Here is a 25,005-nt window from a genome sequence, read left to right on the forward strand (position 1 = left end):
TGCGGGTTTCGGTACTGCCCCGAAGGAGATATGACATGGCCAGTGGCACTGTGAAGTGGTTCAACTCGGAAAAGGGCTTCGGCTTCATCGAGCAGGAGGGTGGCGGCCCCGACGTCTTCGCCCACTACTCGAACATCGCCACCCAGGGTTTCCGTGAGCTCCAGGAAGGCCAGAAGGTGACCTTCGACGTCGTGCAGGGCCAGAAGGGCCCGCAGGCGGAGAACATCGTCCCCGCCTGATCCTGAGGCGCTCACGCACCTTTGAATCACGCGTGAAGGCCGGGCCCCGCATCCCTCGGATGCGGGGCCCGGCCCTTTGTCATGCGTGGGCGCCCGGGAGCGGGCGCCCGGCGGCCCGGACGGCTCGTGGGCGCCCGGTCTCAGGCCGTCGCCGCCCGGGGCGCCGGGGGCAGCAGGTGCTGGGGGAGTTCGGCCGGGGTGAAGGCGTGTTCCACCACCATCGCGGCCGCCCCGTACACCCCGGCCCGTTCGCCGGCCGCCGACTGGACGATGCGCAGGTCCTGGGTCGCCAGCGGCAGTGACCGCTGGTAGACGACCTCCCGGATGCCGGCCACCAGGTGTTCGCCGGCCTGGGAGAGCGCCCCGCCGATCACGATCCCGGACGGGTTGAACAGGCTCACCGCCGTCGCCAGGACCTCCCCGATGTGCCGTCCGGCCTGCCGGATCAGCTTCAGCGTGGTCACCGACCCGTTGCGCGCCTGGGCCACCACATCGGCGCTGCTGAGCGCGGGCATCCCCAGTTCGGTCAGTTTCGCCGCGAGGGCCGCCCCGCTGGCCAGCGCCTCCAGGCAGCCGGTGTTGCCGCACCGGCACGGGACGTCCGCCTCGTTGGGCAGCTGCACATGGCCCATGTCGCCGGCCACGCCCTGGGAGCCCCGGTGCAGCCGTCCGTCGGCGATCAGTCCGCTGCCGATGCCGGTGGCGATCTTGACGTAGATCATGTGCTGCCACTCGGGCCACTGGGTGCGGTGCTCGCCGAGCGCCATCAGGTTGACGTCGTTGTCGACCAGCGCCCGGGTGCCGAGCAGGTCGGCCACGTACGCGGGTACGTCGAAGCCGTCCCAGCCGGGCATGATCGGCGGATTGGTCGGCTTGCCCGAGGCGTGTTCGACCGGCCCCGGCAGGCCGATGCCGATGCCGAGCAGGTCGCCGCGGTCCCGGCCCGCCCGGCCGAGCAGGGCCTCGCCATGTTCGCTGACCTGCTTGAGCACGGTCTCGGGCCCGGCCGCGATCTCCAGGGTGAGGTCTTCCTCGGCCAGCACGGCCCCCGCCATGTCGGTGATCGCCGTCTTGGCGTGAGTGGCGCCGACATCGGCGGCCAGGACGACCCGCGAGGACGGGTTGAAGACGAAGGTCGACGGCGGCCGGCCGCCGGTAGAGCGGGCGTTGTCGGTCTGGGTCAGCAGCCCCGAGGTGAGCAGGGTGTCCACGCGTTCGGCGACGGCCGAGCGGCCCATGCCGGTCTCCGCGACGAGTTCGGCCCGGGTGCGCGGGCGGCCGTCACGTACCAGCCGCAGCAGTGTGGCGGCCCCGGCCGCCTGCCCGGCCGGTGGCAGGCCGTCTTCCGCCTCCGCCATGGTGAGCCCTGCCCTTCTGTCGACTGCGGACCGTAAGCGCATGATTCACGATACAACGCACCGGGCTTACGTCTTGTACCACCCGATCTTCCCGCACAAACTGCTGCACTTTCTATTGACTCCCGGCAAAAGCCTCCCTACGTTGACGGCCATGACAGGCCCACCGAAGGCGTCCGGCCCGTCCCCGGAGCAGCCACAGCACCAGGCACCGGTCACGGACGCAGGCGAACCGCTGCTGGCGATGCACGGCATCGTCAAGCACTTCCCGGGCGTCCGCGCCCTCGACGGCATCGACCTGGACGTTCTCCCCGGCGAGGTGCACTGCCTCCTCGGCCAGAACGGCGCCGGCAAGTCCACCCTCATCAAGGTGCTCGCCGGAGCGCACCAGCCGGACACCGGCCGCATCCTGTGGCAGGGCGAAGAGGTCCGCTTCCCGCGTCCGCAGGCGGCGCTGGAGCGCGGCATCGCGACGATCTACCAGGAACTCGACCTGGTGGACGGCCTGTCGGTGGCGGAGAACATCTACCTCGGGCACGAGCGCGCCGCCTTCGGCTTCACCGCCCGCCGGGAGATCACCACGGCCACCGCCGAGCTGCTCAAGCGGCTGGGCCACCCGGAGATGTCACCGACCACCGAGGTCGGCGCGCTCTCGGCGGCCGGGAAGCAGATCGTCTCGATGGCCAGGGCCCTGTCGCACGACGCCCGCCTGATCATCATGGACGAACCCTCCGCCGTCCTGGACCAGGAGGAGGTCGGCCGGCTGTTCACCGTCGTCGCCGACCTGGCCGCCCAGGGCATCGCGATCATCTACATCTCGCACCGCCTGGAGGAGATCCGGCGCATCGGCGACCGCATCACCGTCCTCAAGGACGGCCGCACCGTCGCCACCGGGCTCCCGGCCGCCGACACCCCGACCTCGGAGATCATCCGGCTGATGACCGGACGCTCCATCGAGTACGTCTTCCCTGACCGCCCCGGCGTGCGCGAGAGCGAGGAGCCGGTGCTGGAGGTGGAGAACCTCTCCCGTCCCGGCGAGTTCTCCGACGTGGGCTTCGCCGTGCGCCCCGGGGAGATCCTGGGCCTGGCCGGGCTGGTCGGCTCCGGCCGCTCCGAGATCCTGGAAACCGTGTACGGCGCCCGCAAGTCCGCCACCGGAACGGTCCGGGTCGGCGGCGAGAAGGTGCGCCCGGGACGGGTCGGCTCCGCCATGGCGGCCGGCATCGGCTTCTGCCCCGAGGAGCGCAAGAGCCAGGCGCTCATCCTCTCGGACGCCGTCTACCGCAACATCACCCTCGCCTCCCTCGCCCGCTTCCAGCGCGCCGGGTTCCTGGACAGCGGCAGTGAGCAGGAGGCCGCCGCCGAGCACACCGAGGCGCTGGACGTGCGCCCGGCCGGAGTGACCCGGCCGGTGGGCAACCTCTCCGGCGGCAACCAGCAGAAGGTGGTGCTCGCCCGCTGGCTGCTGCGCGGCTGCCGCGTGCTGCTGCTGGACGAGCCCAGCCGGGGCGTGGACGTCGGCGCCCGGACCGAGATCTACGCCCTCATCCGTGAACTGTCGGCCCAGGGCATCGCCGTGGTGGTCGTCTCCAGCGAGATCGAAGAGGTCATCGGACTCTCCGACCGGGTGCTGGTGATAGCCGACGGGCGGATCGTCGCCGAGGCGGCCGCCGATGACATCGACGAGCACCGCGTGCTCGACCTCGTAATGGAAGGTGATGCGGCGTGACCGCGCAGACCCACGCCCAGCAGGCGCCGGATGGCGCCGCGCCCCCGGCCCCGCCCAGCGGGAAGACCCGGATCGGCGCCCTGCTCGGCAGTCCGGCCGGCCGCAATCTGGGCCTGGTGGTCGCCCTGTTGCTGCTGGGAGTGGTCGGACTGGCCACGGTCGGCGACCGGTTCGGCTCCTTCGACAACATGATGACGATCCTGCGGGCGGCCTCGGTCATCGGTGTGATCAGCGTCGGCATGACGTTCGTCATCACCGGCGGTGGCATCGACCTGTCGGTGGGCGCGCTGGTGGCGCTGGCCTCGGTCTGGGCCACCACGCTCGCCACCCAGCAGATGGCGGCCGACTTCCACTGGATCGTGATCGTGACCACCGCGCTGCTGGTGGGCGCGGGCGCCGGACTCATCAACGGACTCCTGATCGCGTACGGGAAGATGGCGCCGTTCATCGTCACCCTCGCGATGATGGCCGCGGCCCGCGGTCTGGCCGAACTCATCTCGGACAAGAAGACCCAGGTGCTCACCGAGCGCGGCCTGATCGACTTCTTCGGCGGCAAGGTGCTGGGCGTCCCGGTGCTGGTCATCATCTTCGCGCTGGTCGCGGCCGGCGGCTGGGTGCTGCTGAATCGCACCACCTTCGGCCGCCGTACTCTCGCGGTCGGCGGCAACCCGGAGGCCGCCCGGCTGGCCGGCATCGATGTCCGGCGGCACACCACCATCCTCTACGTGCTGCTGGGGCTGGCCTGCGGGCTGGCCGCGGTGATGATCATGGCCCGCACGACGGCCGGCATCGCGACGCACGGCAGCTTGTACGAACTGGACGCCATCGCCGCCGTGGTGATCGGCGGCACGCTGCTCAGCGGCGGACGCGGAACAGTCGTCGGCACCGTTTTCGGGGTGCTGATCTTCACCACGCTCACCAATGTGTTCGTGCTCAACAACCTCAACACCTCCACCCAGGCCGTGGCCAAGGGCGCGATCATCGTCGCCGCCGTGCTGCTCCAGCAGCGGGTGGCCTCCCGGGGCAGTACGCCCTAGCGACGCGGCGCCGCCCGCGCACCATCCGCACCACCCGCACCACCACGCACCACGTGCTTCGCCTTCTCCTTATCTCTCTCTCGCTCGGAGACAGCCATGTCCATGCCCAGAAAAGTCGCTCTGGCCTGTGCCACCCTCGCCACCGCCGGTCTGCTGGCCTCCTGTACCAGCAACTCCGCCGACACCGGCGACAGCGAAGGTGGTTCCACCACCGTCAGCTCCAACGACGACCCCGGCGAGAACGTCGTCATCGGCTTCTCGGGACCCCAGGCCGGCCACGGATGGATGGGCGCCATCAGTCAGTTCGCCACGGAGACGGCCGCCCAGTACGAGGACGTCGAACTGCGGGTCGCCGAAGGCACCGACGACCCCAGCACCCAGGTCAGCCACATCGAGACGTTCATCAACGACCAGGTGGACGCCATCGTCCTGCTGCCCATCGACGGCGCCGCGCTCACCGAGGTCGCCATGCAGGCCATGGAGGCCGGCATCCCGGTGATCAACGTGGACCGCGAGTTCTCCGACGATGCCGCCGCCCGCCTCACCCTCCTCGGCGACAACTACGGCATGGGCGTCTCCGCCGGCGATTACGCCTGCGGGCTCATCGCCGAACACAACCTCGGCGACGACGCCGTCATCGCCGAGATCGCCGGCATCGACTCGCTCCCGCTCACCCAGGAACGCTCCCAGGGCTTCGCCGATGCCCTCGCCGCCTGCGGGCAGGACGTCGACAACCGGGTCGCCGCCGAGTTCACCGTCGATTCGGGGGAGCGCGCCGCCTCCAACCTGCTCCAGGCGGCGCCAGAGATCGACATCATCTGGAACCACGACGACGACCAGGGCGTCGGCGTCAAGGCCGCCTTCGACAACGCCGAGCGCGACGAGTTCTTCTTCATCGGCGGCGCCGGCTCCGCCAACGCCATGCGCTGGATCGAGGCGGGCGAGATGGAGGCCACCGTCATCTACCCGGCGACCCAGGCCGCTGACGGCATCAAGCTGGCCCGTCTCATCGCCCAGAACCGCGGCCTGTCCGACCTCGTCCAGATCGAAGTCCCGCGCCGCATCGTGCTCGACGCCCCCGTCGTGACGGCCGACAACCTCGACCAGTACACCCCGATGGGTTTCGAGTCCTAAGGAAGGCCAGCCTTCATGAGCTCTCTCAGCAGCACGCCAACGCCACCACCGGCCCGGGGCGATGACCCCCGGGGCGCGGAACGGAGCGGCATCGGCATCGGCATGATCGGTTACGGCTTCATGGGAGCGGCCCACTCCCAGGGCTGGCGCAACGCCCGCAGCTTCTTCGACCCCCCGCTGCGTCCGCGTTTCGCCGCCCTCGGAGGCCGCAACCGGGACGCCGCCGGCCACCTCGCCGACCGGTTCGACTGGCCCGTCGTCGAGACGGACTGGCGCGCGCTCATCGCCCGCGACGATGTCGGCATCGTCGACATCTGCACCCCGGGCGACACCCACGCGGAGATCGCGATCGCCGCGCTGGAAGCGGGCAAGCACGTGCTGTGCGAGAAACCGCTCGCCAACTCGGTCGCCGAGGCCGAGGCGATGGCGGCGGCGGCGGAGACGGCCCGCGCCCGCGGGATCCGTTCGATGCTGGGCTTCACCTACCGGCGGGTCCCCGCCCTCACCCTGGCCCGCCGCCTCGTCGCGGAGGGCCGGATCGGCGAACTGCGCCACGTACGGGCCCGGTACCTCCAGGACTGGCTGGGCGACCCCACCGCCCCGTACACCTGGCGGATGTCGCGCGAGCGGGCCGGGTCCGGCGCGCTGGGCGACATCGGGGCGCACGCCGTGGATATCACCCAGTACGTCACGGGTGAGTGGATCACCGGGGTCTCCGGGCTCACCGAGACGTTCGTGCGCGAGCGCCCGCTCGCGGACGGCAGCGGCGGCACGGGGCAGGTCACCGTGGACGACGCGGCCGTCTTCACCGCACGGTTGGGTGGCGGGGCGCTGGCCTCGTTCGAGGCGACCCGGTACGCCACGGGCCGCAAGAATGCGCTGCGGCTCGAACTCAACGGCACCCGCGGGAGCCTGGCGTTCGACCTGGAGGACCTCAACGTCCTGCACTTCCACGACGCCACCGCCGACACCCTCACCCAGGGATTCACCCGGATCCTCGTCACCGAGGCCGAACACCCCTACCTCGACGCCTGGTGGCCGCCCGGCCACGGCCTGGGCTACGAGCACGCCTTCGCCCACCAGTCCGTCGACCTGCTGACCGCCATCGCCGAAGGCACCGACCCCGAACCGTCCTTCGCGGACGGCCTGCGGGTGCAGCGCCTGCTGGCGGCGGTGGAGGAGAGCGCCGCGGGCAACGGCGTCTGGACCGCCGTCCCCACCCCCTGACGCTCGCCCCGTCCCCCCACTCCCACCCCCGTAGGCCACCCCCAACCCCCAGGAGCCGTCATGTGCTACGGATTCGACGGAGACAGAACGCTCACCCAGTCACTGGCCGCGCGCGGCATGGGCCGCCGCTCGATGCTGCGCGGCGCGGCCGTCGCGCTCGGCGCCGGCGCGCTGGCCGCCGGCGGTGCCGCCACCGCGCTCGCGGCGAGCCCGGCCGCGACCGTGCAGGGCGGTCCCGGCCACGGCAACGGCCGCAAGCCGCTGGTCCCCCCGGGCCAGATCAGCATCCAGCTCTACACGCTGCGCGACTCGCTGGGTGGTGAGCCCGGGTACGACGCGACGCTGCGCGAGCTGTCCCGCATCGGCTACAACAAGGTCGAGCAGGCGGGCTACCACGGCCGGACCGCCCGTGAACTGCGCCGCTTCCACGACCGTCTCGGCATCCGCACCACCTCCAGCCACGAGGGCATCAGCGAGACCGACGAGGCGCTGCGCACGAAGATCGACAACGCCCGGATCCTGGGCCAGAAGTACATGAACGTGCCCTACCTGGCCTCCTCCAGCGCCGCTGACTGGCAGCGCTGGGCGGAGCGGATGAACGTCGAGGCGCGTGCCGCCTGCCGCTCGGGGATCCGCTACGGGTACCACAACCACGCCCACGAGTTCACCACCGACCTGGGCCGCGGCCGTACCCCCTGGGACATCCTGACCGCCGAACTCGACCCGCGCTACGTCCACCTGGAGATCGACCTCTACTGGACGGTGACCGCCGCCGTCGAGCTGGGCGAGCGCGATGTGGAGGGCTTCTCGCTGGAGGTGATCCGGGCCGCTCCGCAGAGCGTGCTCCAGTACCACGTCAAGGACCGCAGTGCCACCGACGGCGACACCTCCGACCTGGGCACCGGGATCATCGACTTCCCGAGGATCTTCAAGGCGCACCAGGTCAAGGAGTACATCGTGGAGAACGACCGCCCCGATGTGACGCCGATCGAGACCGCGCGCGTCGGCTACGGCTACCTGCGCCGCAAGTAGCCGCGCGCGACGGCCCCGGGCGGCACGCCCGGAGCCAACCCGTACCACCCCACGTGCTCCTGGCGGCGGCCGGATGACCGCCGCCGGGAAGCCGCGCTGTCCGACGGCACGGACGGCACGGACTTGGAACCGCCGGCCCACTCCGCAAGTCACTGCACCAATTGGGGATGCAATGCGAAGAAAAAAGACCCTGACCGCCTGGGTGGCGGTGATGGCGGCCGCTCTGCTGAGCGTACCCGCCGCGGCGACCGCCCATGACGGCGCGCACCCGGAGCCCAACCCCCCGGCCCCGACCTCCGAGTTCCAGAAGGTCACCCTCAACGACAGCCCGGGCGAGCCGATCGACCTGGCCGTCCTCCCGGACGGCCGCGTGCTGCACACCACCCGTGGCGGGGAGGTGTGGCTCAACAACCCGTGGAACGGGCTCAACACCCTGGCGGCCCAGCTCGACGTGTACACCCACGACGAGGAGGGTCTGCAGAGCGTCGCCATCGACCCCGGCTTCAACGGGGTCACCAACCGCTGGGTGTACCTCTACTACGCGCCTCCGCTGGAGACCCCCGCCGATGACCCGGAGACCCCGGACGTCAACGAGGGCGACGCGCCCATCACCGGCACCCCCGAGGACTTCGCGCCGTTCGAGGGCGTCAGCCGCCTCTCGCGCTTCCAGCTGCGCGGCAACACCCTGGACCTGAGCACCGAGCAGCAGATCATCGAGGTCGAGGCCGACCGGGGCATCTGCTGCCACGTCGGCGGCGACATCGTCTTCGACCGGGCGGGCAACCTGTACCTGTCCACCGGCGACGACACCAACCCGTTCGACTCGGCCGGCTACACGCCGATCGACGAGCGCCCGGACCGCAACCCGGCGTATGACGCGCAGCGCAGCTCCGCCAACACCAACGACCTGCGCGGCAAGGTGCTGCGCATCAAGGTCAACCGGGACGGCTCGTACTCCATCCCGCGCGGCAACCTGTTCAAGCCCGGTACGGAGAACGCCCGGCCCGAGATCTATCTGATGGGGCTGCGCAACCCGTTCCGGATCGAGATCGACCCGCGCGACGACACCCTGTTCGTCGCCGACTACTCGCCGGACGCCCGGGTGGACAACCCGCAGCGCGGCCCGGCCGGCACCGGCAAGTGGGTCACCGCGCGGCAGGCCGGCAACCACGGCTGGCCGTACTGTGTCTCGCCCGACATGCCGTACGTGGAGTACGACTTCGCGACCGGTGTCTCCGGTGAGCCCTTCGACTGCGCCGCGCCGGTGAACGACTCGCCGCGCAACACCGGGCTGCGCGAGCTGCCCCCGGTGGAGCCGGCGCAGCTGCTGTACGGGTATGACCAGGAGGACGCGTTCCCGGAGCTGGGCGCGGGCGGTATCGGCCCGATGGCGGGCCCGGTGTACGAGTACAACCGGATCATCGCCAACCTGCCGGGCTCGCGGGCCTGGCCGAAGGAGTACGCGGGCAAGCCGCTGTTCTTCGAGTTCACCCGCGACAAGATCTGGGGCCTGACCCTGGACCGGAACGCCGAGATCAGCCATGTCGAGGACGTGGTGGCCGGCATGCCGTTCTCGGCGCTGATGGACATGGAGTTCGGTCCGGACGGCGCGTTGTACGTCCTTGAGTACGGCAAGGGCTTCTTCAGCGAGAACCCCGAGGCCCAGCTGGCGCGGATCGACTACATCGGCAAGAACGGCAACCACACCCCGGTGCCGGTCGCCTCGGCCGACGTGACGAACGGGCACGCGCCGCTGACGGTCAACTTCTCCAGCGAGGGGACGTCCGACGCGGAGGGCGACAAGCTCCTGTACGCCTGGGACTTCAACAACGACGGCAAGATCGACTCGCGCAAGAAGAACCCGTCCTTCACCTACAAGAAGAACGGCACGTACACCGCCTCGCTGCGGGTGACGGACATCGGCGGGCGTGACCGGGGCCGGTCGGCGAACGCCGAGGTCAAGATCGTGATCGGGAACGAGGCGCCGGAGGTCAGCTTCGTCAAGCCGGTCACGGGCGGCTCCTTCTGGTTCGGGGACGCCATCGAGTTCGAGGTGACGGTCACCGACGACCAGCCGGTGGACTGCTCCCGGGTCACGGTCAGTTACATCCTGGGCCATGACGACCACGGTCACCCGATGACCACGGCGCGCGGTTGCAAGGGCACCATCACCACCGGCACCGACGACTCGCACGACCCCGATCACGACAACCTCAAGGGTGTCTTCGTGGCGAGTTACACCGACCCCGGCGTGGACGGGCTGCCTCCGCTCACCGGTACGGCCGAGGTCACGCTCAATCCGGTGCGTCCGTGACCGATCTGGGAATGATCGCCACTGAACAGGACTGACCGGTATTGACCGGAGATTGACCGGGTGGCCCCGGCCCATGGGACGACGGGCCGGGGCCACCCGGGCGGAACCACTGACCAGGAGGTCTGCACATGTCACCGTCACCGCTCACCCCACGCATCGGGGCGTGGTTCATCGGCGCCAGGGGATCGGTGGCGACCACCGCCACGGTCGGCACCCTCGCGCTGCGCGCCGGGCTCGGAACGCCGGACGGCTGCGTGAGCGAACTGCCCGAGGTGGCGGCGGCCGGGCTGCCCGCCCTCACCGGCATCATCACCGGCGGCCACGAGGTGGGCGAGGGCTCCCTGCCCAAGCGCGCCGAGGAACTCGCGGCCGGCGGCGTCTTCCCCACCGCCCTGGCCCGCGCGCTGTGTGCCGAACTCGCCGAGGTCGACGACCGGATACGCCCCGGCGCGGGCCCCGGCGGCGAGACCCAGCGGGCGGCGGCCGACCGGATCCAGGAGGACCTGCGGGCGTTCCGCGACCGGCACGGCCTGGACGAGATCGTCGTCGTGGACGTCTCCAGCACCGAGCCGCCCGCCCCCGACACCCCCGAACTGCACAGCCTGGACCTGCTGGAGGCCGCCCTGGACCGGGGCGAGTCCCCGCTGCCCACCAGCTCCCTGTACGCGTACGCCGCCTTCCGGGCCGGCTGCCCCGTGGTCGCGTTCACCCCCAGCCCCGGCCCCAAGCTGCCCGCGCTCGGCGAACTCGCCCTGCGCGAGGGCCTGCCGTGGGCCGGCTCCGACGGCAAGACCGGCGAGACGCTGCTGAAGTCCGCGCTGGCCCCGATGTTCGCCCACCGGGCGCTGGCCGTACGGTCCTGGGCCTCCGTCAACCTGCTCGGCGGCGGCGACGGCCGCACCCTCGCCGACCCCGAGGCGGCACAGAGCAAGCTGCGCACCAAGGGCCAGGGCCTGGAGGCGATCCTGGGCCACCCGGTCGACGGCCCGATGCACATCGACTACGTCGCCGACCTCGGCGACTGGAAGACCGCCTGGGACCACGTCTCCTTCGAGGGCTTCCTCGGCACCCGCATGTCCCTCCAGTTCACCTGGAGCGGCTGCGACTCGGCACTGGCCGCACCCCTCGTCCTGGACCTGGTGCGGCTCGCCGCCCGGGCCCGCGAGGCCGGTGAGGCCGGCCCGCTGCCCGCGCTGGGCTTCTTCTTCAAGGACCCGGCCGGCACCGCGGAACACGACCTCGGCCGGCAGTGGCAGGCGCTGACCGACTGGTGCACGGAGCTGGGGGCCCGCGCGTGAAGCCGCGCGACGCCGCCGAACTCGTCCGGCTGCCCGCCGCCCTGACCGTCCCCGGCGACAGCCTGGCCGGCGCGGCGGCGGCCGGCCGGCCGTACGGCGGCCGCACCTGGGCCGCGCCCGCCGCGTCCGTCTGCCTCTACCTGGCGGGCATGGCCCTCAACGACTTCGCCGACGCCGACCTGGACGCCGTCGAACGCCCCGAACGGCCCATCCCCTCCGGGCGGGTGGACGCCTTCGAGGCCCTCGGCCTGGCCGCCGCCCTCACCGGCGCCGGCCTCACCCTGTCCGCGTTTGCAGGCGGCAAGCGGGCCCTGCGGGTGGCGATCCCGCTGACCGCCACCATCTGGACCTACGACCTGTGGGCACAGCGCACGGCCGCCGGACCCGCCGTCATGGCGCTGGCCCGCGGCCTGGACGTGCTGCTGGGAGCGGGCGGCGACGCGCGCCGCGCCGCCCTGCCCGCGCTGGCGATCGCCGCCCACACGGCGGGCGTCACCACGCTCAGCCGCGGCGAGGTGCACGGCGCCACCCCGGCCACCGCCACCGCCGCCCTGGCCGCGACCGGAACCGCGGCGGCGGCCACCGCCACCGCCACCGCCCTGGCCGGACCGCGCCGCCGCCCCCGGGACCGCTGGGCGGTCGCCGCATCGCTGGCCGGCTACGCGGCGACCGTCGGCCGCGCCCAGCTCGCCGCGCTGCGCACCCCCGGCGACGCCGGCACCGTACGCGCCGCGACCGGCACCGGCGTCCGCGGTGTCACCGGCCTGCAATCCGCACTGCTGGCGGCGGCGGGCGCCCCCGTGGTGGCGGGCGCGCTCACCGCGCTGGGCGGGCTGGCCCGCATCGCCTCCCGAAAGGTGTCCCCCACATGACGACCCCCGCACCGCTGCGCTACGGCTACGGCACCAACGGCTTCGCCAACCACCGCCTCGAAGACGCCCTGGAGGTGATCGCGGACCTGGGGTACGACGGGGTGGCACTGACCCTGGACCACCACCACCTGGACCCCTTCGCCCCCCGGCTGGCCGCCCGCACCCAGGAAGTGGCCCGCCGCCTGGACCGGCTCGGCCTGTCCGTCGTCATCGAGACCGGCGCCCGCTACCTCATGGACCCCCGGCACAAGCACGAGCCCACCCTCGTCTCCACCCGGGGCCGCGACCGGCGCGTGGAATACCTCGACCTGGCCGTACGGGTGGCCGCCGACCTCGGCGCGCAGGCCGTCTCCTTCTGGTCCGGCATCCTGCCCGAGGACACCACGCCGCAGGAGGGCTGGGAACGGATCACCAAGGGCACGGCCCAGGTCCTGGCCACGGCCGAGGAGCACGGCGTGCTGTGCGCGGTGGAGCCCGAACCCGGCATGTTCCTCGACACCCTGGCCGGCGTCACCGCACTGCGCCGCCGCCTCGGCGACCCGCCGGGCCTGCGCCACACCATCGACATCGGCCACACCGTGTGCAACGAACCGGCCGACACCGCCACCTGCGTACGCTCCGTCGGCCCGCTGCTGGCCAACGTCCAGGCGGACGACATGCGCCCGGGCGTCCACGACCACCTGGAGTTCGGCGAGGGCGACATCGACCTGCCGGCGACGCTGGCGGCGCTGCGCGAGGTCGGGTACCGGGGCCTGGTCGCGGTCGAACTCCCGCGCCACGCCCACGCCGCCCCCACCGTGGCGGCCCGCGCCCTGGCGGCCCTGCGCGCGGCGGAGGCGACGCTGTGACGCACGGGAGCCACGCCCCGCTCGCCCTCGTCTTCCCCGCCGTGGCCAGAAAGGTCGGCCGCGCGCGGGCGGAGGAGACCCGGATCGCGCTGCTGAAGGACGCGGCACGGGCCGGCACGCTCACCGACACCGAACTGGGCGAGCTGTACGACTTCGGCGACACCGACGAGAAGCACGCGATCCTGCGGGCCCTGGGCGAGCCCGAACTCCTGGACCGCCCGGGCCTGCTGCCGCTCGTCGAGGACGCGCTGCGCACCAACGACCCGCGCCTGGTGGCGGCGGCCATGGGCGGCTACGCGACCCGCCACCTGCCGGACTCCCCCTGGCGGCACGGCGTACTGAAGTGCCTGTTCATGGAGGTGCCGCTGGACGCCGTCGCCGGCTGGGAACGCCGCGCCGACGCGGAACTGGCCCGGATGACACGCGCCTTCGTGGCCGAACGGGCGGCGGCGGGCCGGGCGATCCCGGACGACGCCATACGACTGACGGAACGGAACGCCGACTGATGCGCATCTTCGACCCCCACATCCACATGACGTCCCGCACGACCGACGACTACCAGGCGATGTACGAGGCGGGGGTGCGCGCCGTCACCGAACCGGCGTTCTGGCTGGGCCAGCCCCGTACGACGGTGGGCTCCTTCCGCGACTACTTCGACACCCTGGTGGGCTGGGAACGCTTCCGCGCCGCCCAGTTCGGCATCCGGCACCACTGCACCATCGCGCTGAACCCGAAGGAGGCCAACGACCCCCGGCTGGCCGGCGTCCTGGACCTGCTGCCGCGCTACCTCGTGAAGGACGGCGTGGTGGCGGTGGGCGAGACGGGCTTCGACGCGATGACGGAGGCGGAGGAGAAGGTCCTGATCCACCACCTGGACCTCGCCCGCGAACACGGCCTGCCGGTCCTCGTGCACACCCCGCACCGCGACAAGGCGGAGGGCACCCGCCGCACCCTGGAACTGGTGGCGGCCTCCGGACTGCCGCCCGGGATGGTGCTGATCGACCACCTGAACGAGGTGACGGTGGGCCTGGTCGCGGACAGCGGCTGCTGGATGGGCTTCTCCATCTACCCCGACACCAAGATGGACGAGGGCCGGATGACGGCCGTGCTGAAGGAGTACGGCACCGAGCGGATGATCGTGAACTCGGCCGCCGACTGGGGCCGCAGCGACCCGCTGAAGACGGCGAAGACCGGCGCCGCCATGCGGGCGGCCGGTTTCACCGAGGACGACGTCGACAAGGTGCTGTGGCGCAACCCCGTGGAGTTCTACGCCCAGAGCGGCCGGCTGCTGCTGGACGAGGACGGGGACGGGGACGGGGACAGCGCCGGAGCCGCCACCTGGGAGGGCAACTCGATCCTGCGCGGAGAACGCAAGGACCCGGCGGCGGGCGGGGCAGCGGGCGGCGACGGGGAGACGGCATGAGGTTCCGGCACCCCGACGGTACGACCGTCCACCTCGCGTACTGCACCAACGTCCACCCCGCCGAGGACCTGGCCGGCGTCCACCGCCAACTGGAGGTGTACGGGGCGGCGGTGCGCGCCCGGCTGGGCGTCCCCAGCCTCTCCCTGGGCCTGTGGCTCCCCGCCCCGCTGGCCCGGGACCTGGCCCGGAACGCGGCGGACCTGTCCGCCCTGCGCGGCGAACTGGCCCGGCACGGCCTGGAAACGGTGACACTCAACGCCTTCCCCTACCGCGGCTTCCACGCCCCGGTGGTCAAACAGGCGGTCTACCACCCCGACTGGACGCAGGAGGACCGCCTCTCCTACACGCTGGACTGCGCCCGGGTGCTCGCCGCCCTCCTCCCGGACGACGCCGCGCGCGGCAGCGTCTCCACCGTTCCGCTGGCCTGGCGCACCCCGTGGGACCCCGCGAGCGCGGCCCGCGCCCGGCTCCAGCTGGACCGGCTCGCGGACGGCCTGGCGAAGATCGAGGCGGAGACCGGCCGCACCATCCGGGTCGCGTTCGAACCGGAACCCGGCTGCGTCGTGGAGACGACGGAGCAGGCCGCGCGGCAACTGTCCGGCGTCGACACCCACCGCCTGGGCGTCTGCCTGGACCTGTGCCATCTCGCGGTGGCCTTCGAGAACCCCGACCGGGCCATCGGGAACCTCGCCGGGGCGGGCCTGCCGATCGTCAAGGCCCAGGTGTCGGCCGCCCTCGAAGCGGCCGACCCCGCCGACCCGGCCACCGCCGCGGCACTCTCCCGCTACACCGAGGAACGCTTCCTCCACCAGGTCCGCGACGCGTCGGGCGGATCGACCGACGACCTCCCCGAGGCGCTCGACTCCCTGCCCACCGGCTCCCCGTGGCGCGTCCACTTCCACGCCCCCCTGCACCGCCGCCCCGAACCCCCGCTCACCTCGACCACCGGCCACCTGCGCTCGACCCTCACGACGCTGCTGGGCGGCCCCAGGGCGCTGACCGACCACCTGGAGGTCGAGACGTACACCTGGTCCGTCCTGCCCGAACACCACCGCCCGACGACGGAGGCGGAGCTGGCCGACGGCCTGGCCGCCGAACTGAACTGGACCGCACAAGCGCTGCACGAAGTGGGAGTCGTCGACCGATGAGCCGCAACCGCATCCTCCTGTTGAACGTCGTGGGCCTCACCCCCCGCCTGCTGGCCCACGCCCCGAACCTGCGCGCCGTGGCGGAGGCCGGCTGGCAGGCGGAACTCACCCCGGTATTGCCGGCCGTGACCTGCTCCGTGCAGTCCTCGATGCTGACCGGCCTCCCGCCGTCCGGACACGGCATCGTGGGCAACGGCTGGTACTTCCGCGACCAGGGCGAGATCCACCTGTGGCGCCAGCACAACCGCCTGGTCGGCGGCGAGAAGATCTGGGACGCCGCCCGCAGGACCGACCCCGGCTACCGGGTGGCCAACGTCTGCTGGTGGTACGCGATGGGCGCCGACACCGACTGGACGGTGACCCCGCGCCCCGTCTACCACGCCGACGGCCGCAAGTCGCCCGACTGCTACACCAGGCCGCCCGAGCTGCACGACGAACTGACCGAGGAACTCGGCCCGTTCCCCCTCTTCCACTACTGGGGGCCGACCGCCTCGATCCGCTCCAGCGCATGGATCGTCGCCGCCACCCGCCGCCTGATGCCGCGCGCCGACCTGACCCTGTCCTACGTCCCGCACCTGGACTACGACCTGCAGCGCTACGGCCCCGACAGCCCGCAGGCGATCCGCGCCGTCCAGGACGTGGACCGGATCCTGGCCCCCCTGCTGCGGGACGCGCGCGAGAGCCGGACCACCGTCGTGGTGGTGAGCGAGTACGGCATCACCAAGGCGTCCCAGCCCGTGGACATCAACCGCGCGCTGCGCCGGGCCGGTCTGCTGGAGGTCTACACCCAGGAGGGCATGGAGTACCTGGACCCCTGGACCTCCCGCGCCTTCGCGGTCGCCGACCACCAGGTGGCCCACGTCTACGTGCCGGACGCGGCCGACCTGGATCAGGTGGCACGGCTGTGCGCCGAACTGCCCGGCGTGGCCGAGGTGCTGACCAAGGACGAGCAGGGGAAGTACGGCCTGGACCACGAACGCTCGGGCGAACTGGTCCTGGTGGCCGAGCCGGAGGCGTGGTTCACGTACTACTACTGGCTGGACGACGCCCGCGCCCCCGACTTCGCCCGGGGCGTGGAGATCCACCGCAAACCCGGCTACGACCCGGCGGAGCTCTTCTTCGACCCGGACAACCCGCGCGCCCGCCTCCAGGCGGCGGCCGGCCTGGCCCGCAAGAAGCTGGGCCTGCGGTACGCGATGAACGTCGTCCCGATGACCGGCACCTGGGTCACGGGCACTCACGGCCGCCTCCCCACCACCCCCGAGGACGGCCCGGTCCTGCTGTGCTCGGACCCCGCCGCCGCCCGGACCGAGCTGGCGGCGACGGAGGTGAAGGACCTGGTGCTCACCCTGGCGGGCGTGGCCTGAGGGGTCGGCCCCGCAGCGGATTCCTACGAGGGCCCCGCCGTTCACGGCGGGGCCCTCGGTCCTCATGCCGCCGGCCGCCGGGTCACGGCGCCTCGGCGGCCGTCCGCGACCGCTGGATGAGTCCGCCGCCGACGTTGTCACCGTCGGGCAGGTAGGCGGAGAAGTCCCCGACGGCCCAGAAGGCGCCGGTGTCGCCGGCCGGTGCCAGGTCGTGGAACGTGTAGCTCGGCCAGCGGACGTCCGCGCCGGTGGCCAGGGCACCGGCTTCCTTGGTCCAGGCGGTCCCGTCGTAGTGCCAGAACACCGGTTCCGCGAAGGCGGGCTCGGTCTGGTCCATGCCGGTGACCCACAGGCCCCCGTGGCCATCGGCGGTGATCGCGTTCAGGTAGAGGCTCGACAGGGAGCCGGTGATGTCCCGCCATGACGACCCGTCCCAGTGCACGACGGCCGGAACGGCCGGGCCCGCGTCCTCGCCTTCGGCGTATCCCGCGACGTACACGTCGTCGGGCCCGGCGACCGTGACCTGGTCGAGCTCCGTACCGGCGGGGACGGGAGGTGTGGGCAGCTGGGTCCAGCCGGTCCCGTCCCAGTGATGGACGACCGGATGGCCGGTGGTCACCGGGTACCGCATGCCGGTCGCGTAGGCGTCGTCCGGGCCCAGGGCGTCGATGTCCCTGATGACGACCTGCTCGGGAAGGGCGGTGGCCGACCACACGCCGTCCGTGTAGGTGTGCAGCGCCTCCCCGCCCGCGAAGAGCCGCCCGGGCACGGCCTTGATCGGTGCGTTCGGCCAGGAGTCCCCGACGAACGGGGGCGCGGGGGCGGTGTTCCAGCGGGTGCCGTCGTAGTGCGCCAGCACCGGGTCCCGCACGAGCGTGCCGAAGGCCCACACGTCGTCCTCGGCGACCGCGCTGACCGACGACCACTGCCACACCCGGGGCAGCCCGGGGGCGGTGTCCTCGCTCCACCTCGCCCCGTCCCAGCGCAGGACGACACCGCGCGTGTCCTTGCTCCCCGCGGCCCACGCGGTGTTCTCGCCGGCGGAGGTGACCGAGTACACGGACGCGATCGGGGAGTTCCCGGAGAAGGAGACCTCCCAACGCGTCTGGGCCGTCGATTCGTTGGCCACGGCGCCTCCGGTGGCCAGCAGGGTGGCGGCCAGAGTCAGCGAGGTGGCCGCAGTACGCAGCAACTGCCGTCTGTGCATGGGTGATGGAGCCCTTTCACGCAGGTGAACGCGGGTAACCCCGTGAACATGCCACGGCTCACCCCGTCCCGCCAGAGCGCCTCGCGCCCTGCGTCCGCCCGTTGCGCTCAGGGCCGGGGTGTCCCCTCCGGCGCCGGTGCCGGGCCCGGCGGTGGGAGGAAGATGCCGCCGCGCAGGGCGGCCCGCACGGTGCGGGCGCTCACCGTCAGCCAGGCCAGGACCAGGAAGGCGTACAACGCCAGCGCCGTACCCGTGAACAGGTCCGAGCCGAGCCGCTGCGCCAGCCCGGCGGAGGCCGTCACGCAGGTGCCCACCGGGAAGGTGAAGCCCCACCAGGCCAGGGAGAACGGCAGCCCCAACCGGGCCTGGCGCACGGTGAGCGCGGCGGCCAGCGCCAGCCACATCAGCGCGAACCCCCACACCGGCACCCCGTACAGCGGCACCGCGGCCCGCGCGGCGGCGGCGTACGGCTGCGGCAGCACCCCGGGCGCGGCGTCCGCGAGCAGATGGACGGCCGTCACCGACTGGCCCAGCGGCCCCAGCACCATCCACAGCGTGGGCACCAGGGCGGCCGGTCCGGTGCCGTGGTGCACCAGCCGCGACCACAGCTGCGGCAGCAGGATCAGCGAGGAGAACAGGCTGACGCCGAACAGCGCGCCGCACACCAGCAGCAGTGTCAGCCGGGGCTGTCCGGCCGGCAGGTGCGGGACGAGGGCGGCGCCGGTGGCGGCCGACACCATGGGCGGGACCACCGGCATCAGCCAGCCGCCGAAGGCCGCGTCCGCCGGGGCCGGGCCCCCGGTCATCGTGCGGTAGGGGACGGCCACGCAGGTCAGCAGCCCCAGCGCGGTGCCCGCCGCCCACAGCACGGCGCCGGCCCGCACCGCGACCGCGGTGCCCAGGACATCGGCGCCCAGCGCCACCGTGCCCGCTCCCACGGTCAGCAGCGCCATCGCCGGTGCGCCCCAGAAGTGGCCCATGACCGGGTGCCCGGCCAGGGCCCTGGCCCGTTCCGGATGCCGGACCGCGTGCGCGGTCCAGGCGCCGAGCAGCGTCAGGAGGAGCAGGCAGGCCAGCCCCCACACCACGGTGGCCGCCGGGCGCAGCGCCTGGCCGCCGACGGGCAGGGCGATCGCCGCGTTGCCGACGATGCCGGTGCCCATCACGGCGGCGAACCAGTTCGGGCCCAGGTTCCGGAGGGCGTCGGCGGGCCGGTCGAGTTCGGGGAGCAGCCGGCGCGGGGGCCGGTCCGCGGGCGCGGTCGGGGGGAGTGGACGGGTGGGGGAGTCGACGGCCATGGTCTCCAGCCTGTCGTCCGGGGGCGGACGACGGTAGGGATCATTCCGGTATGAGCCCATAAACTGCTCTTATGCCCCTGCCCCGTCGCGTCAGCGACCTCGCCCCCTTCGAGCTGCTGCTCTCCGTCGCCCGGCTGGGCAGTCTGGGCGCGGCCGCGCGCGAGCACGGCATCAGCCAGCCCGCCGCCAGCTCCCGCATCCGGCAGCTGGAGCGGCGCCTGGGGCTCGGCCTGCTGGAACGCTCGCCGCGCGGCTCCCGGCTCACCCCCGAGGGCGCCCTGGTCGCGGACTGGGCCCGTACCGCCACCGACGCGGCGGCGGTCCTGGAGGCGGGCATCGGCTCACTGGCCCGCGCCGAACGGGCCCGGCTGCCGGTCGCCGCCAGCCTCACCGTCGCCGAGTATCTGCTGCCGCACTGGCTCGCGCGCTTCCGCGCGGTGGCCCGCGACACCGCCGTCTCCCTCACCACCGGGAACTCCGACGACGTGGCGCGGGCGGTCCGCTCCGGCACCGCCCGCCTCGGCTTCGTCGAAGGGCCCGAGGACCCGGCCGGGCTGGTCAGCCTCACCGTGGCCCGCGACACACTGACCGTGATCGTCCCACCCGGTCACCCCTGGGTCCGGTACGGCGCGGACGGCGTCCCGGCGCGGGAGCTCGCCGCCACCGCGCTGATCACCCGGGAATCCGGCTCCGGAACGCGGCAGCACCTGGACCGCGCGCTGCACCGCCACACCGGCGCCGGGCCGGTCCCGCCGCTGCTCGAACTCTCCAGCACCACCGCCATCAAGACGGCGGTCGGCGAGGGCGTCGGCCCGGCCGTACTCAGCTCGCTGGCCACCGCCCGGGACGCGGCGGCCGGGGCCGTGGTGCCGCTGCCGGTACGCGGCCTGGACCTCACCCGCCGGCTGCGGGCCGTCCACCGCCCCGACCGGCCCCCGGGCGACACCGCCCGGACCCTGCTCGCCTGCGCCCGCCCGGTGCCCCGGCAGCGGGCGGGCCCGGAGGGGTAGCCCGCCCCGGCCTCCTCGATGCCCCAACCAGAGTGCTGAGCAAAGGAGTTGAGCCGGAGGCGGGACCCGGTGGACGGGGATACCCTGACCTCCGCCGGAGCACCGGCCAGGCCGGTCCGGGACACCCGCACCCAACCCACAGGGGGACACGACATGCCACTGGAGTTCGGACTGTGGCGGATCGACGGAAAGCCGGAACGCGTCCCCCAGCGCGTCCCCGAGCAGGCCCTGGCGCGCGAGGCCGCGCTGGAGGACCTCATCGTCGCCGACCCGGACGTCCTCGGCCGCCCCATGCTGCTCATCGGACGCCAGGTGCACACCGGCCACAACGGGTTCATCGACCTGCTCGGCATGGACGAAGAGGGCTCCCTGCACGTCCTGGAACTCAAACGCGACCGCACCCCGCGCGACGTGGTGGCCCAGGTCCTCGACTACGGCTCCTGGGTACGGGACCTCGGCAACGACGAGATCCGCGCCCTCTACGCCCACCACGCGCGCGAACTCGGCCTGCCCACCGAACTCGACGAGGCCTTCGCCGCCCGCTTCGGCGGCTCCCCGCCGGACACCCTCAACAGCACGCACACCCTCACCGTCGTGGCCGGCGAACTCGACCCGGCCACCGAACGGATCATCACCTACCTCGCCACCGGCTTCGGCGTGCCGGTGAACGTCATGTTCTTCCGCGCCTTCGAGGACGACGGCCGCTCCTACCTGGCCCGTACCTGGCTCATCGACGAACCCGAGACGGCGACCGACCCCACCGGAGGCCGCAGGACCGGCACCCGCGAACCCTGGAACGGCACCGACTGGTACGTCTCCTTCGGCGACGAGAGCGGCGGCCGCGACTGGGACGACGCGCGGCGCCACGGCTTCGTCTCGGCGGGCGGCGGCGCGTGGTTCTCCCGCACCCTGCGCGCCCTGCCGCCCGGCGCGCGGGTGTTCACCCACATCCCCAAGTCCGGGTACGTGGGCGTGGGCACCGTCACCGGCCGGGCCCGGCCCTTCGAGGAGGCCGTCCTGGATGTCGACGGCCAGGAACAGCCGCTGTCCGCACTGCCGTTGAGCGGCACATACACCCGCCCCGACTCCGCCGGCCCCGCCGAGGACGGCACGGACGGCGAGGACCGCCGCGAATGGGTGGTGCCGGTCACCTGGGAGCGGACGGTCCCCCGCGAACTGGCGCTGTGGCGCACCGGGTTCTTCGCCAACCAGAACTCCGCCTGCAAGCTGCGGGCCCGCTTCACCGCCGAGGAGGTGAGCCGGCACTTCGGCCTCGGCTGACCGGCGCCGGGCGCGTCAGCGAGACACCCGCAGCGCCCGCAGCCGGTTGACGGCGGCGGCCACCTCGAACCGGCGCGGTACGGCGAGATCCTCGTCGTGCACCGACAGCAGCGCCGCGACACCCTCGGGGCCCGCCAGCTCCGCGTCCAGCAGATCCAGCGCCTCCGCCAGCGTCCGCCGTCCGTCCAGATGGCCCCGGCGCACCAGCAGTTCCATCGCCAGCCCGATCCCCGTCACCTGCGGACCGTCCACCACCTGCTCCACGGACCGCAGGTCCACCTCGTGCTCGCCGAACACCAACTGGTCCGTACCGCGCGAGCGGATACGGGTACGGCCGCGCGCGGTGGCGTCCAGCGACGCCGGGTCGGGACGGCGGTGCACCACGCCGGGGAAGGACTCCGCCTCGGCCCGCCGCCCGGTGGGCACCGCCGCGACCTCCCGGGCCCGCGCCGTGACATCCGCCGGCCGGTAGGCGTCCATCATGATCACCCGGTCCGCGACATCGAGATAGTCGCCGCTGCCGCCCATCACCAGCACCGTGGACACCCCGTGGTCGCGGTGCAGCGAGCGCACCGAGTCCACCAGCGGGGTCAGCGGCTCCCGTTCCTTCGCCACCAGGGCCTGCATCCGGGCGTCCCGGATCATCAGGTTGGTCGCGGCCGTGTCCTCGTCGATCAGCAGCACCCGGGCCCCGGCCTCCACCGCCTCGCACAGCGACGCCGCCTGCGAGGTGGACCCCGAGGCGTTGTCGGTGGAGAAATCGGAGGTGTCCGCCCCGCCCGGCAGGTGGTCGACGAACGCGTGCAGATCCACCCGCTCCACCCGCCGCCCGTCCTCGGCGCGCAGCTTCACGGTGTCCGCGCGGGCGGCCACCCGCTCCCGCCCGTCGCCCGGCACGTGGTCCCACACGCCCGACTCCAGCGCCCGCAGCAGCGTCGACTTGCCGTGGAAACCGCCGCCGACGATCAGCGTCACCCCCTCCGGCACGCCCATGCCGCTGACCTCCCCGGCGTTCGGCAGCCGCACGGTGACCCGCAACTCCTCCGGTGAACGGAACGGCACCACACCCGCGCCGCGCGCCGGACGGTCATCGGCCCCGCTGCGGCGCGGCAGCAGCGCGCCGTCCGCCACGAAACCGACCAGACCCCGCTGCGGCAACTCCGCCCGCAGCGCCACCGAGTCCTCCACCGTCTCCACGAACTCCCGCACCCCAGAAGCCTCGTGGGCCCGCGCGACCAGCGCCCGGTCGGCGACCCGGGCCGCCCCAGGCCCCAGCAGGCGCCACGCCTCCCGCCCGTCGATCCGGCGCCGCGGCCCCGGCAGCGACACCCCGAACCGCAACGTCACCGAGCCGTCCGCCCCAACCGTGCAGGAGCCGCGGTCCAGCACCTCCTGCCCCCCGGCGTCCAACTGGTACGCCCGCTCCCCGCGCACCTCCCGGGCTGCGGACCGCACCAGATACCCGGCCAGCGCCCGCCGCCGTACCGGGGTCGCCCACAACTCCGGGTCGAAACCGGCCGCTTCACCGTCCAGCCACAGCGCCACCCGGCCGGGCGGCGCGAACGGATCGGCCTGCGCCCGCACGATGCGCACCGTCCGTCCCGGGCCCAGCTCCCAGGTGCCGACCAGCCCCTTGTACCGCCCGTACGGCGCCCCGTCGAGCCGCTCCAGCTCCCGCTCCAGCCCGCTTTGCGGCCCCTGCCGTCCCATGTACGTTCCGATCCCTGTGGCTGCACCGTCCGCCGCATTGTAGGAACAGACAAACCCCCGCACGCCCTCCGCAACCCGCCGCCCGCACGCCACGCGTCGGCGCGATCGGAGCGCCGCGGCGTGCACGTGGACGGTGCCGTACGGGATCGGCGCCGGTGGCTCAGGTCTCGCAGGCGACCCCGTCGCCGTCCCGGTCCAGCCCACTGCGGTATCCCGGTTCGCCGCGGTACAGCGGTGCCCGGCCGGCCGCGCGGACGGCGTCGCAGTTCGGGTAGTGGGAGAGGCCACCGGAACCAGCGGAGCCAGCCGTCGGTTCGAGGGCCGCCTCCGGAACCGGCACCGGCACGGGCGCGGGCCCCAGCTCGGCCTCCGGCATGGGCACGGGCTCCGGGTCCGGCTCGGGGGTCAGCCGCGCGCGGTCGAACGCCGGGCACTCCACCCCGGGTTCGGCGACGGACAGGCGTACGGCGACCTCTTCCGGCTCCGTCACCTCCTCACCGGCACCGGGGCGCTGGAAACAGACCGTCCAGGCGCCGGGATGGCTCGGAAGTGCCACGTCCCGGTACGCGCTGCGCGCCTCGACGCCCGTCAACGCGTGGTCGGCGAGCAGCCCCTGAGCTTCGCCGAAGGGCATCTCGGTGACGGACGGCATCCTCGGGTACACCACGGCGAGGCCGTCGGCCGGCGGGCAAGGGCTCTTGCGGCGCACCACGGCGAAGTCGATCTCGCTCCCCGGCGGGATCGCGGTTCCCGGCCCGGGGTTCTGGAAGCAGACCGTCCAGTTGCCGTCCACCACCTGCCGTGCGTCCGCGTCGGTCGCGTCGTGCGACACGGCCGGGTAGCCGTGCGCGGCGGCGGACGCGATGGCTGTTCCGAGGTTCTGGCCGGTGTAGTCGGGGACTTCGAGGATGTCCGCCCCCTTGTCGTCGCCGATCTCCGCCACCGCCATCTCGGCGTCACCGGCCGCCTTCTCCTCGGGCGGATCGGAGACCACGAGCGCGACGCACCACAGGGCGGACAGCCCCATCGCCGCGGTCTTCCCCCGCCCCCGCCAACCGCCGCGCCAGGCCAGCCAGATGCCGACCGGAGGAAAGACCACCAGCAGCAGAACGATCACCACGGGGTGCCGCCATGTCGTACGGGGTGGAGAGGTGCGGGGGCCGGTCATGGCGTTCGGTGATCTCTTCGTCGCTCGGTGTGCCGGTGGGTCTGGGACGCTACCCGACTCCCGGGTCCGGATCGGGGGACGCGCGGATTCTGTTCCGCCGGGCCCGGGGCCGGAGCAGGCTGGCCGCGCACGTGAGGCAGTTAATAGGACAGGAGTCCGGCGGGTGAACGTACCGAGAGAACAGGGCGGCCGGGATCCTACGGCCCCACACTGCTGAGTGGCACGCGCGCGGGCGGCAGGACATCCCGGCGCTGCCCGTGCCGCCGGGCACCGCAGACCCGGCCGACGCCGGTGGCCCCGCGCGTCGT

At 73.0% G+C, this 25,005-nt stretch carries 21 protein-coding genes; 16 read left to right on the forward strand and 5 right to left on the reverse strand.

The window, feature by feature from the left end; translation table 11 throughout:
* Positions 1-35: 35 nt before the first annotated feature.
* A complete protein-coding gene (locus H7827_RS15590) occupies positions 36-239 on the forward strand; it encodes a cold-shock protein (RefSeq protein WP_019434089.1) in 204 nt (67 codons plus the stop codon).
* Between the two features lie 140 nt (positions 240-379).
* Here the strand turns inward: H7827_RS15590 and H7827_RS15595 are convergent, their stop codons facing one another.
* Complete coding sequence (locus H7827_RS15595) at positions 380-1,597, reverse strand: ROK family protein (RefSeq protein WP_432745880.1); 1,218 nt, start codon at positions 1,595-1,597, stop codon at positions 380-382.
* A gap of 241 nt (positions 1,598-1,838) precedes the next feature.
* Between H7827_RS15595 and H7827_RS15600 the strand changes: the two genes are divergently transcribed.
* The 13 genes from H7827_RS15600 (at position 1,839) to H7827_RS15660 (ending at position 17,023) form a co-directional block, all read left to right on the forward strand.
* Positions 1,839-3,323: a sugar ABC transporter ATP-binding protein gene (locus H7827_RS15600; protein ID WP_386537171.1), complete on the forward strand. Its 1,485-nt coding sequence runs from the start codon at positions 1,839-1,841 to the stop codon at positions 3,321-3,323.
* Entirely contained in the window at positions 3,320-4,360 is a 1,041-nt protein-coding gene (locus tag H7827_RS15605; protein WP_432745882.1) for an ABC transporter permease, read from the forward strand. Before H7827_RS15600 ends, H7827_RS15605 begins: the two co-directional genes overlap by 4 nt.
* A 102-nt stretch (positions 4,361-4,462) precedes the next feature.
* Entirely contained in the window at positions 4,463-5,494 is a 1,032-nt protein-coding gene (locus H7827_RS15610) for a substrate-binding domain-containing protein (RefSeq protein ID WP_432745884.1), read from the forward strand.
* 15 nt (positions 5,495-5,509) lie between these two features.
* Positions 5,510-6,721 carry a Gfo/Idh/MocA family protein gene (locus tag H7827_RS15615; RefSeq protein ID WP_376047795.1) on the forward strand — a complete coding sequence of 404 codons (1,212 nt, stop codon included), beginning with the start codon at positions 5,510-5,512 and terminating at the stop codon, positions 6,719-6,721.
* 60 nt (positions 6,722-6,781) lie between these two features.
* Complete coding sequence (locus H7827_RS15620) at positions 6,782-7,753, forward strand: sugar phosphate isomerase/epimerase family protein (protein WP_432745887.1); 972 nt, start codon at positions 6,782-6,784, stop codon at positions 7,751-7,753.
* A gap of 172 nt (positions 7,754-7,925) precedes the next feature.
* Positions 7,926-10,067 carry a PQQ-dependent sugar dehydrogenase gene (locus H7827_RS15625; RefSeq protein WP_432745889.1) on the forward strand — a complete coding sequence of 714 codons (2,142 nt, stop codon included), beginning with the start codon at positions 7,926-7,928 and terminating at the stop codon, positions 10,065-10,067.
* 128 nt (positions 10,068-10,195) lie between these two features.
* A complete protein-coding gene (locus H7827_RS15630) occupies positions 10,196-11,365 on the forward strand; it encodes an inositol-3-phosphate synthase (RefSeq protein WP_432745891.1) in 1,170 nt (389 codons plus the stop codon).
* Complete coding sequence (locus H7827_RS15635; protein WP_432745893.1) at positions 11,362-12,237, forward strand: SCO3242 family prenyltransferase; 876 nt, start codon at positions 11,362-11,364, stop codon at positions 12,235-12,237. Before H7827_RS15630 ends, H7827_RS15635 begins: the two co-directional genes overlap by 4 nt.
* Positions 12,234-13,085 carry a sugar phosphate isomerase/epimerase family protein gene (locus H7827_RS15640; RefSeq protein ID WP_432745895.1) on the forward strand — a complete coding sequence of 284 codons (852 nt, stop codon included), beginning with the start codon at positions 12,234-12,236 and terminating at the stop codon, positions 13,083-13,085. The genes H7827_RS15635 and H7827_RS15640 overlap by 4 nt, the downstream gene beginning before the upstream one ends.
* Complete coding sequence (locus tag H7827_RS15645; protein WP_432745897.1) at positions 13,082-13,591, forward strand: EboA domain-containing protein; 510 nt, start codon at positions 13,082-13,084, stop codon at positions 13,589-13,591. The genes H7827_RS15640 and H7827_RS15645 overlap by 4 nt, the downstream gene beginning before the upstream one ends.
* Entirely contained in the window at positions 13,591-14,508 is a 918-nt protein-coding gene (locus tag H7827_RS15650; RefSeq protein ID WP_432745899.1) for a TatD family hydrolase, read from the forward strand. Before H7827_RS15645 ends, H7827_RS15650 begins: the two co-directional genes overlap by 1 nt.
* The gene (eboE, locus tag H7827_RS15655; RefSeq protein ID WP_262833611.1) at positions 14,505-15,656 is read left to right on the forward strand and encodes a metabolite traffic protein EboE; all 1,152 of its coding nucleotides are present in this window, start codon (positions 14,505-14,507) and stop codon (positions 15,654-15,656) included. The genes H7827_RS15650 and eboE overlap by 4 nt, the downstream gene beginning before the upstream one ends.
* Positions 15,653-17,023, forward strand: a complete 1,371-nt coding sequence (locus tag H7827_RS15660; protein WP_432745902.1) for a nucleotide pyrophosphatase/phosphodiesterase family protein — start codon at positions 15,653-15,655, stop codon at positions 17,021-17,023. Before eboE ends, H7827_RS15660 begins: the two co-directional genes overlap by 4 nt.
* An 82-nt stretch (positions 17,024-17,105) precedes the next feature.
* Here the strand turns inward: H7827_RS15660 and H7827_RS15665 are convergent, their stop codons facing one another.
* Both H7827_RS15665 and H7827_RS15670 read right to left on the reverse strand, forming a co-directional pair.
* Positions 17,106-18,230: a hypothetical protein gene (locus H7827_RS15665; protein ID WP_432745904.1), complete on the reverse strand. Its 1,125-nt coding sequence runs from the start codon at positions 18,228-18,230 to the stop codon at positions 17,106-17,108.
* Between the two features lie 107 nt (positions 18,231-18,337).
* Positions 18,338-19,528, reverse strand: a complete 1,191-nt coding sequence (locus H7827_RS15670) for a TDT family transporter (protein WP_432745906.1) — start codon at positions 19,526-19,528, stop codon at positions 18,338-18,340.
* 71 nt (positions 19,529-19,599) lie between these two features.
* Between H7827_RS15670 and H7827_RS15675 the strand changes: the two genes are divergently transcribed.
* Both H7827_RS15675 and H7827_RS15680 read left to right on the forward strand, forming a co-directional pair.
* On the forward strand, positions 19,600-20,538 hold the full coding sequence (locus tag H7827_RS15675) for a LysR substrate-binding domain-containing protein (RefSeq protein WP_432745908.1): 939 nt from the start codon (positions 19,600-19,602) through the stop codon (positions 20,536-20,538).
* 153 nt (positions 20,539-20,691) lie between these two features.
* Entirely contained in the window at positions 20,692-21,819 is a 1,128-nt protein-coding gene (locus tag H7827_RS15680; RefSeq protein ID WP_386537081.1) for an endonuclease NucS domain-containing protein, read from the forward strand.
* A gap of 15 nt (positions 21,820-21,834) precedes the next feature.
* Here the strand turns inward: H7827_RS15680 and H7827_RS15685 are convergent, their stop codons facing one another.
* Positions 21,835-23,529 carry an ABC-ATPase domain-containing protein gene (locus H7827_RS15685; protein WP_432745910.1) on the reverse strand — a complete coding sequence of 565 codons (1,695 nt, stop codon included), beginning with the start codon at positions 23,527-23,529 and terminating at the stop codon, positions 21,835-21,837.
* A 160-nt stretch (positions 23,530-23,689) separates the two neighbouring features.
* Positions 23,690-24,649 (reverse strand): excalibur calcium-binding domain-containing protein, encoded by a 960-nt coding sequence (locus H7827_RS15690; protein WP_432745912.1) that lies wholly within the window; start codon positions 24,647-24,649, stop codon positions 23,690-23,692.
* Positions 24,650-25,005 lie beyond the last annotated feature (356 nt).

It is taken from the genome of Streptomyces sp. JH002, from assembly GCF_050916115.1.
In the GTDB taxonomy this organism is placed as follows: Bacteria; Actinomycetota; Actinomycetes; order Streptomycetales; family Streptomycetaceae; genus Streptomyces; species Streptomyces xiamenensis.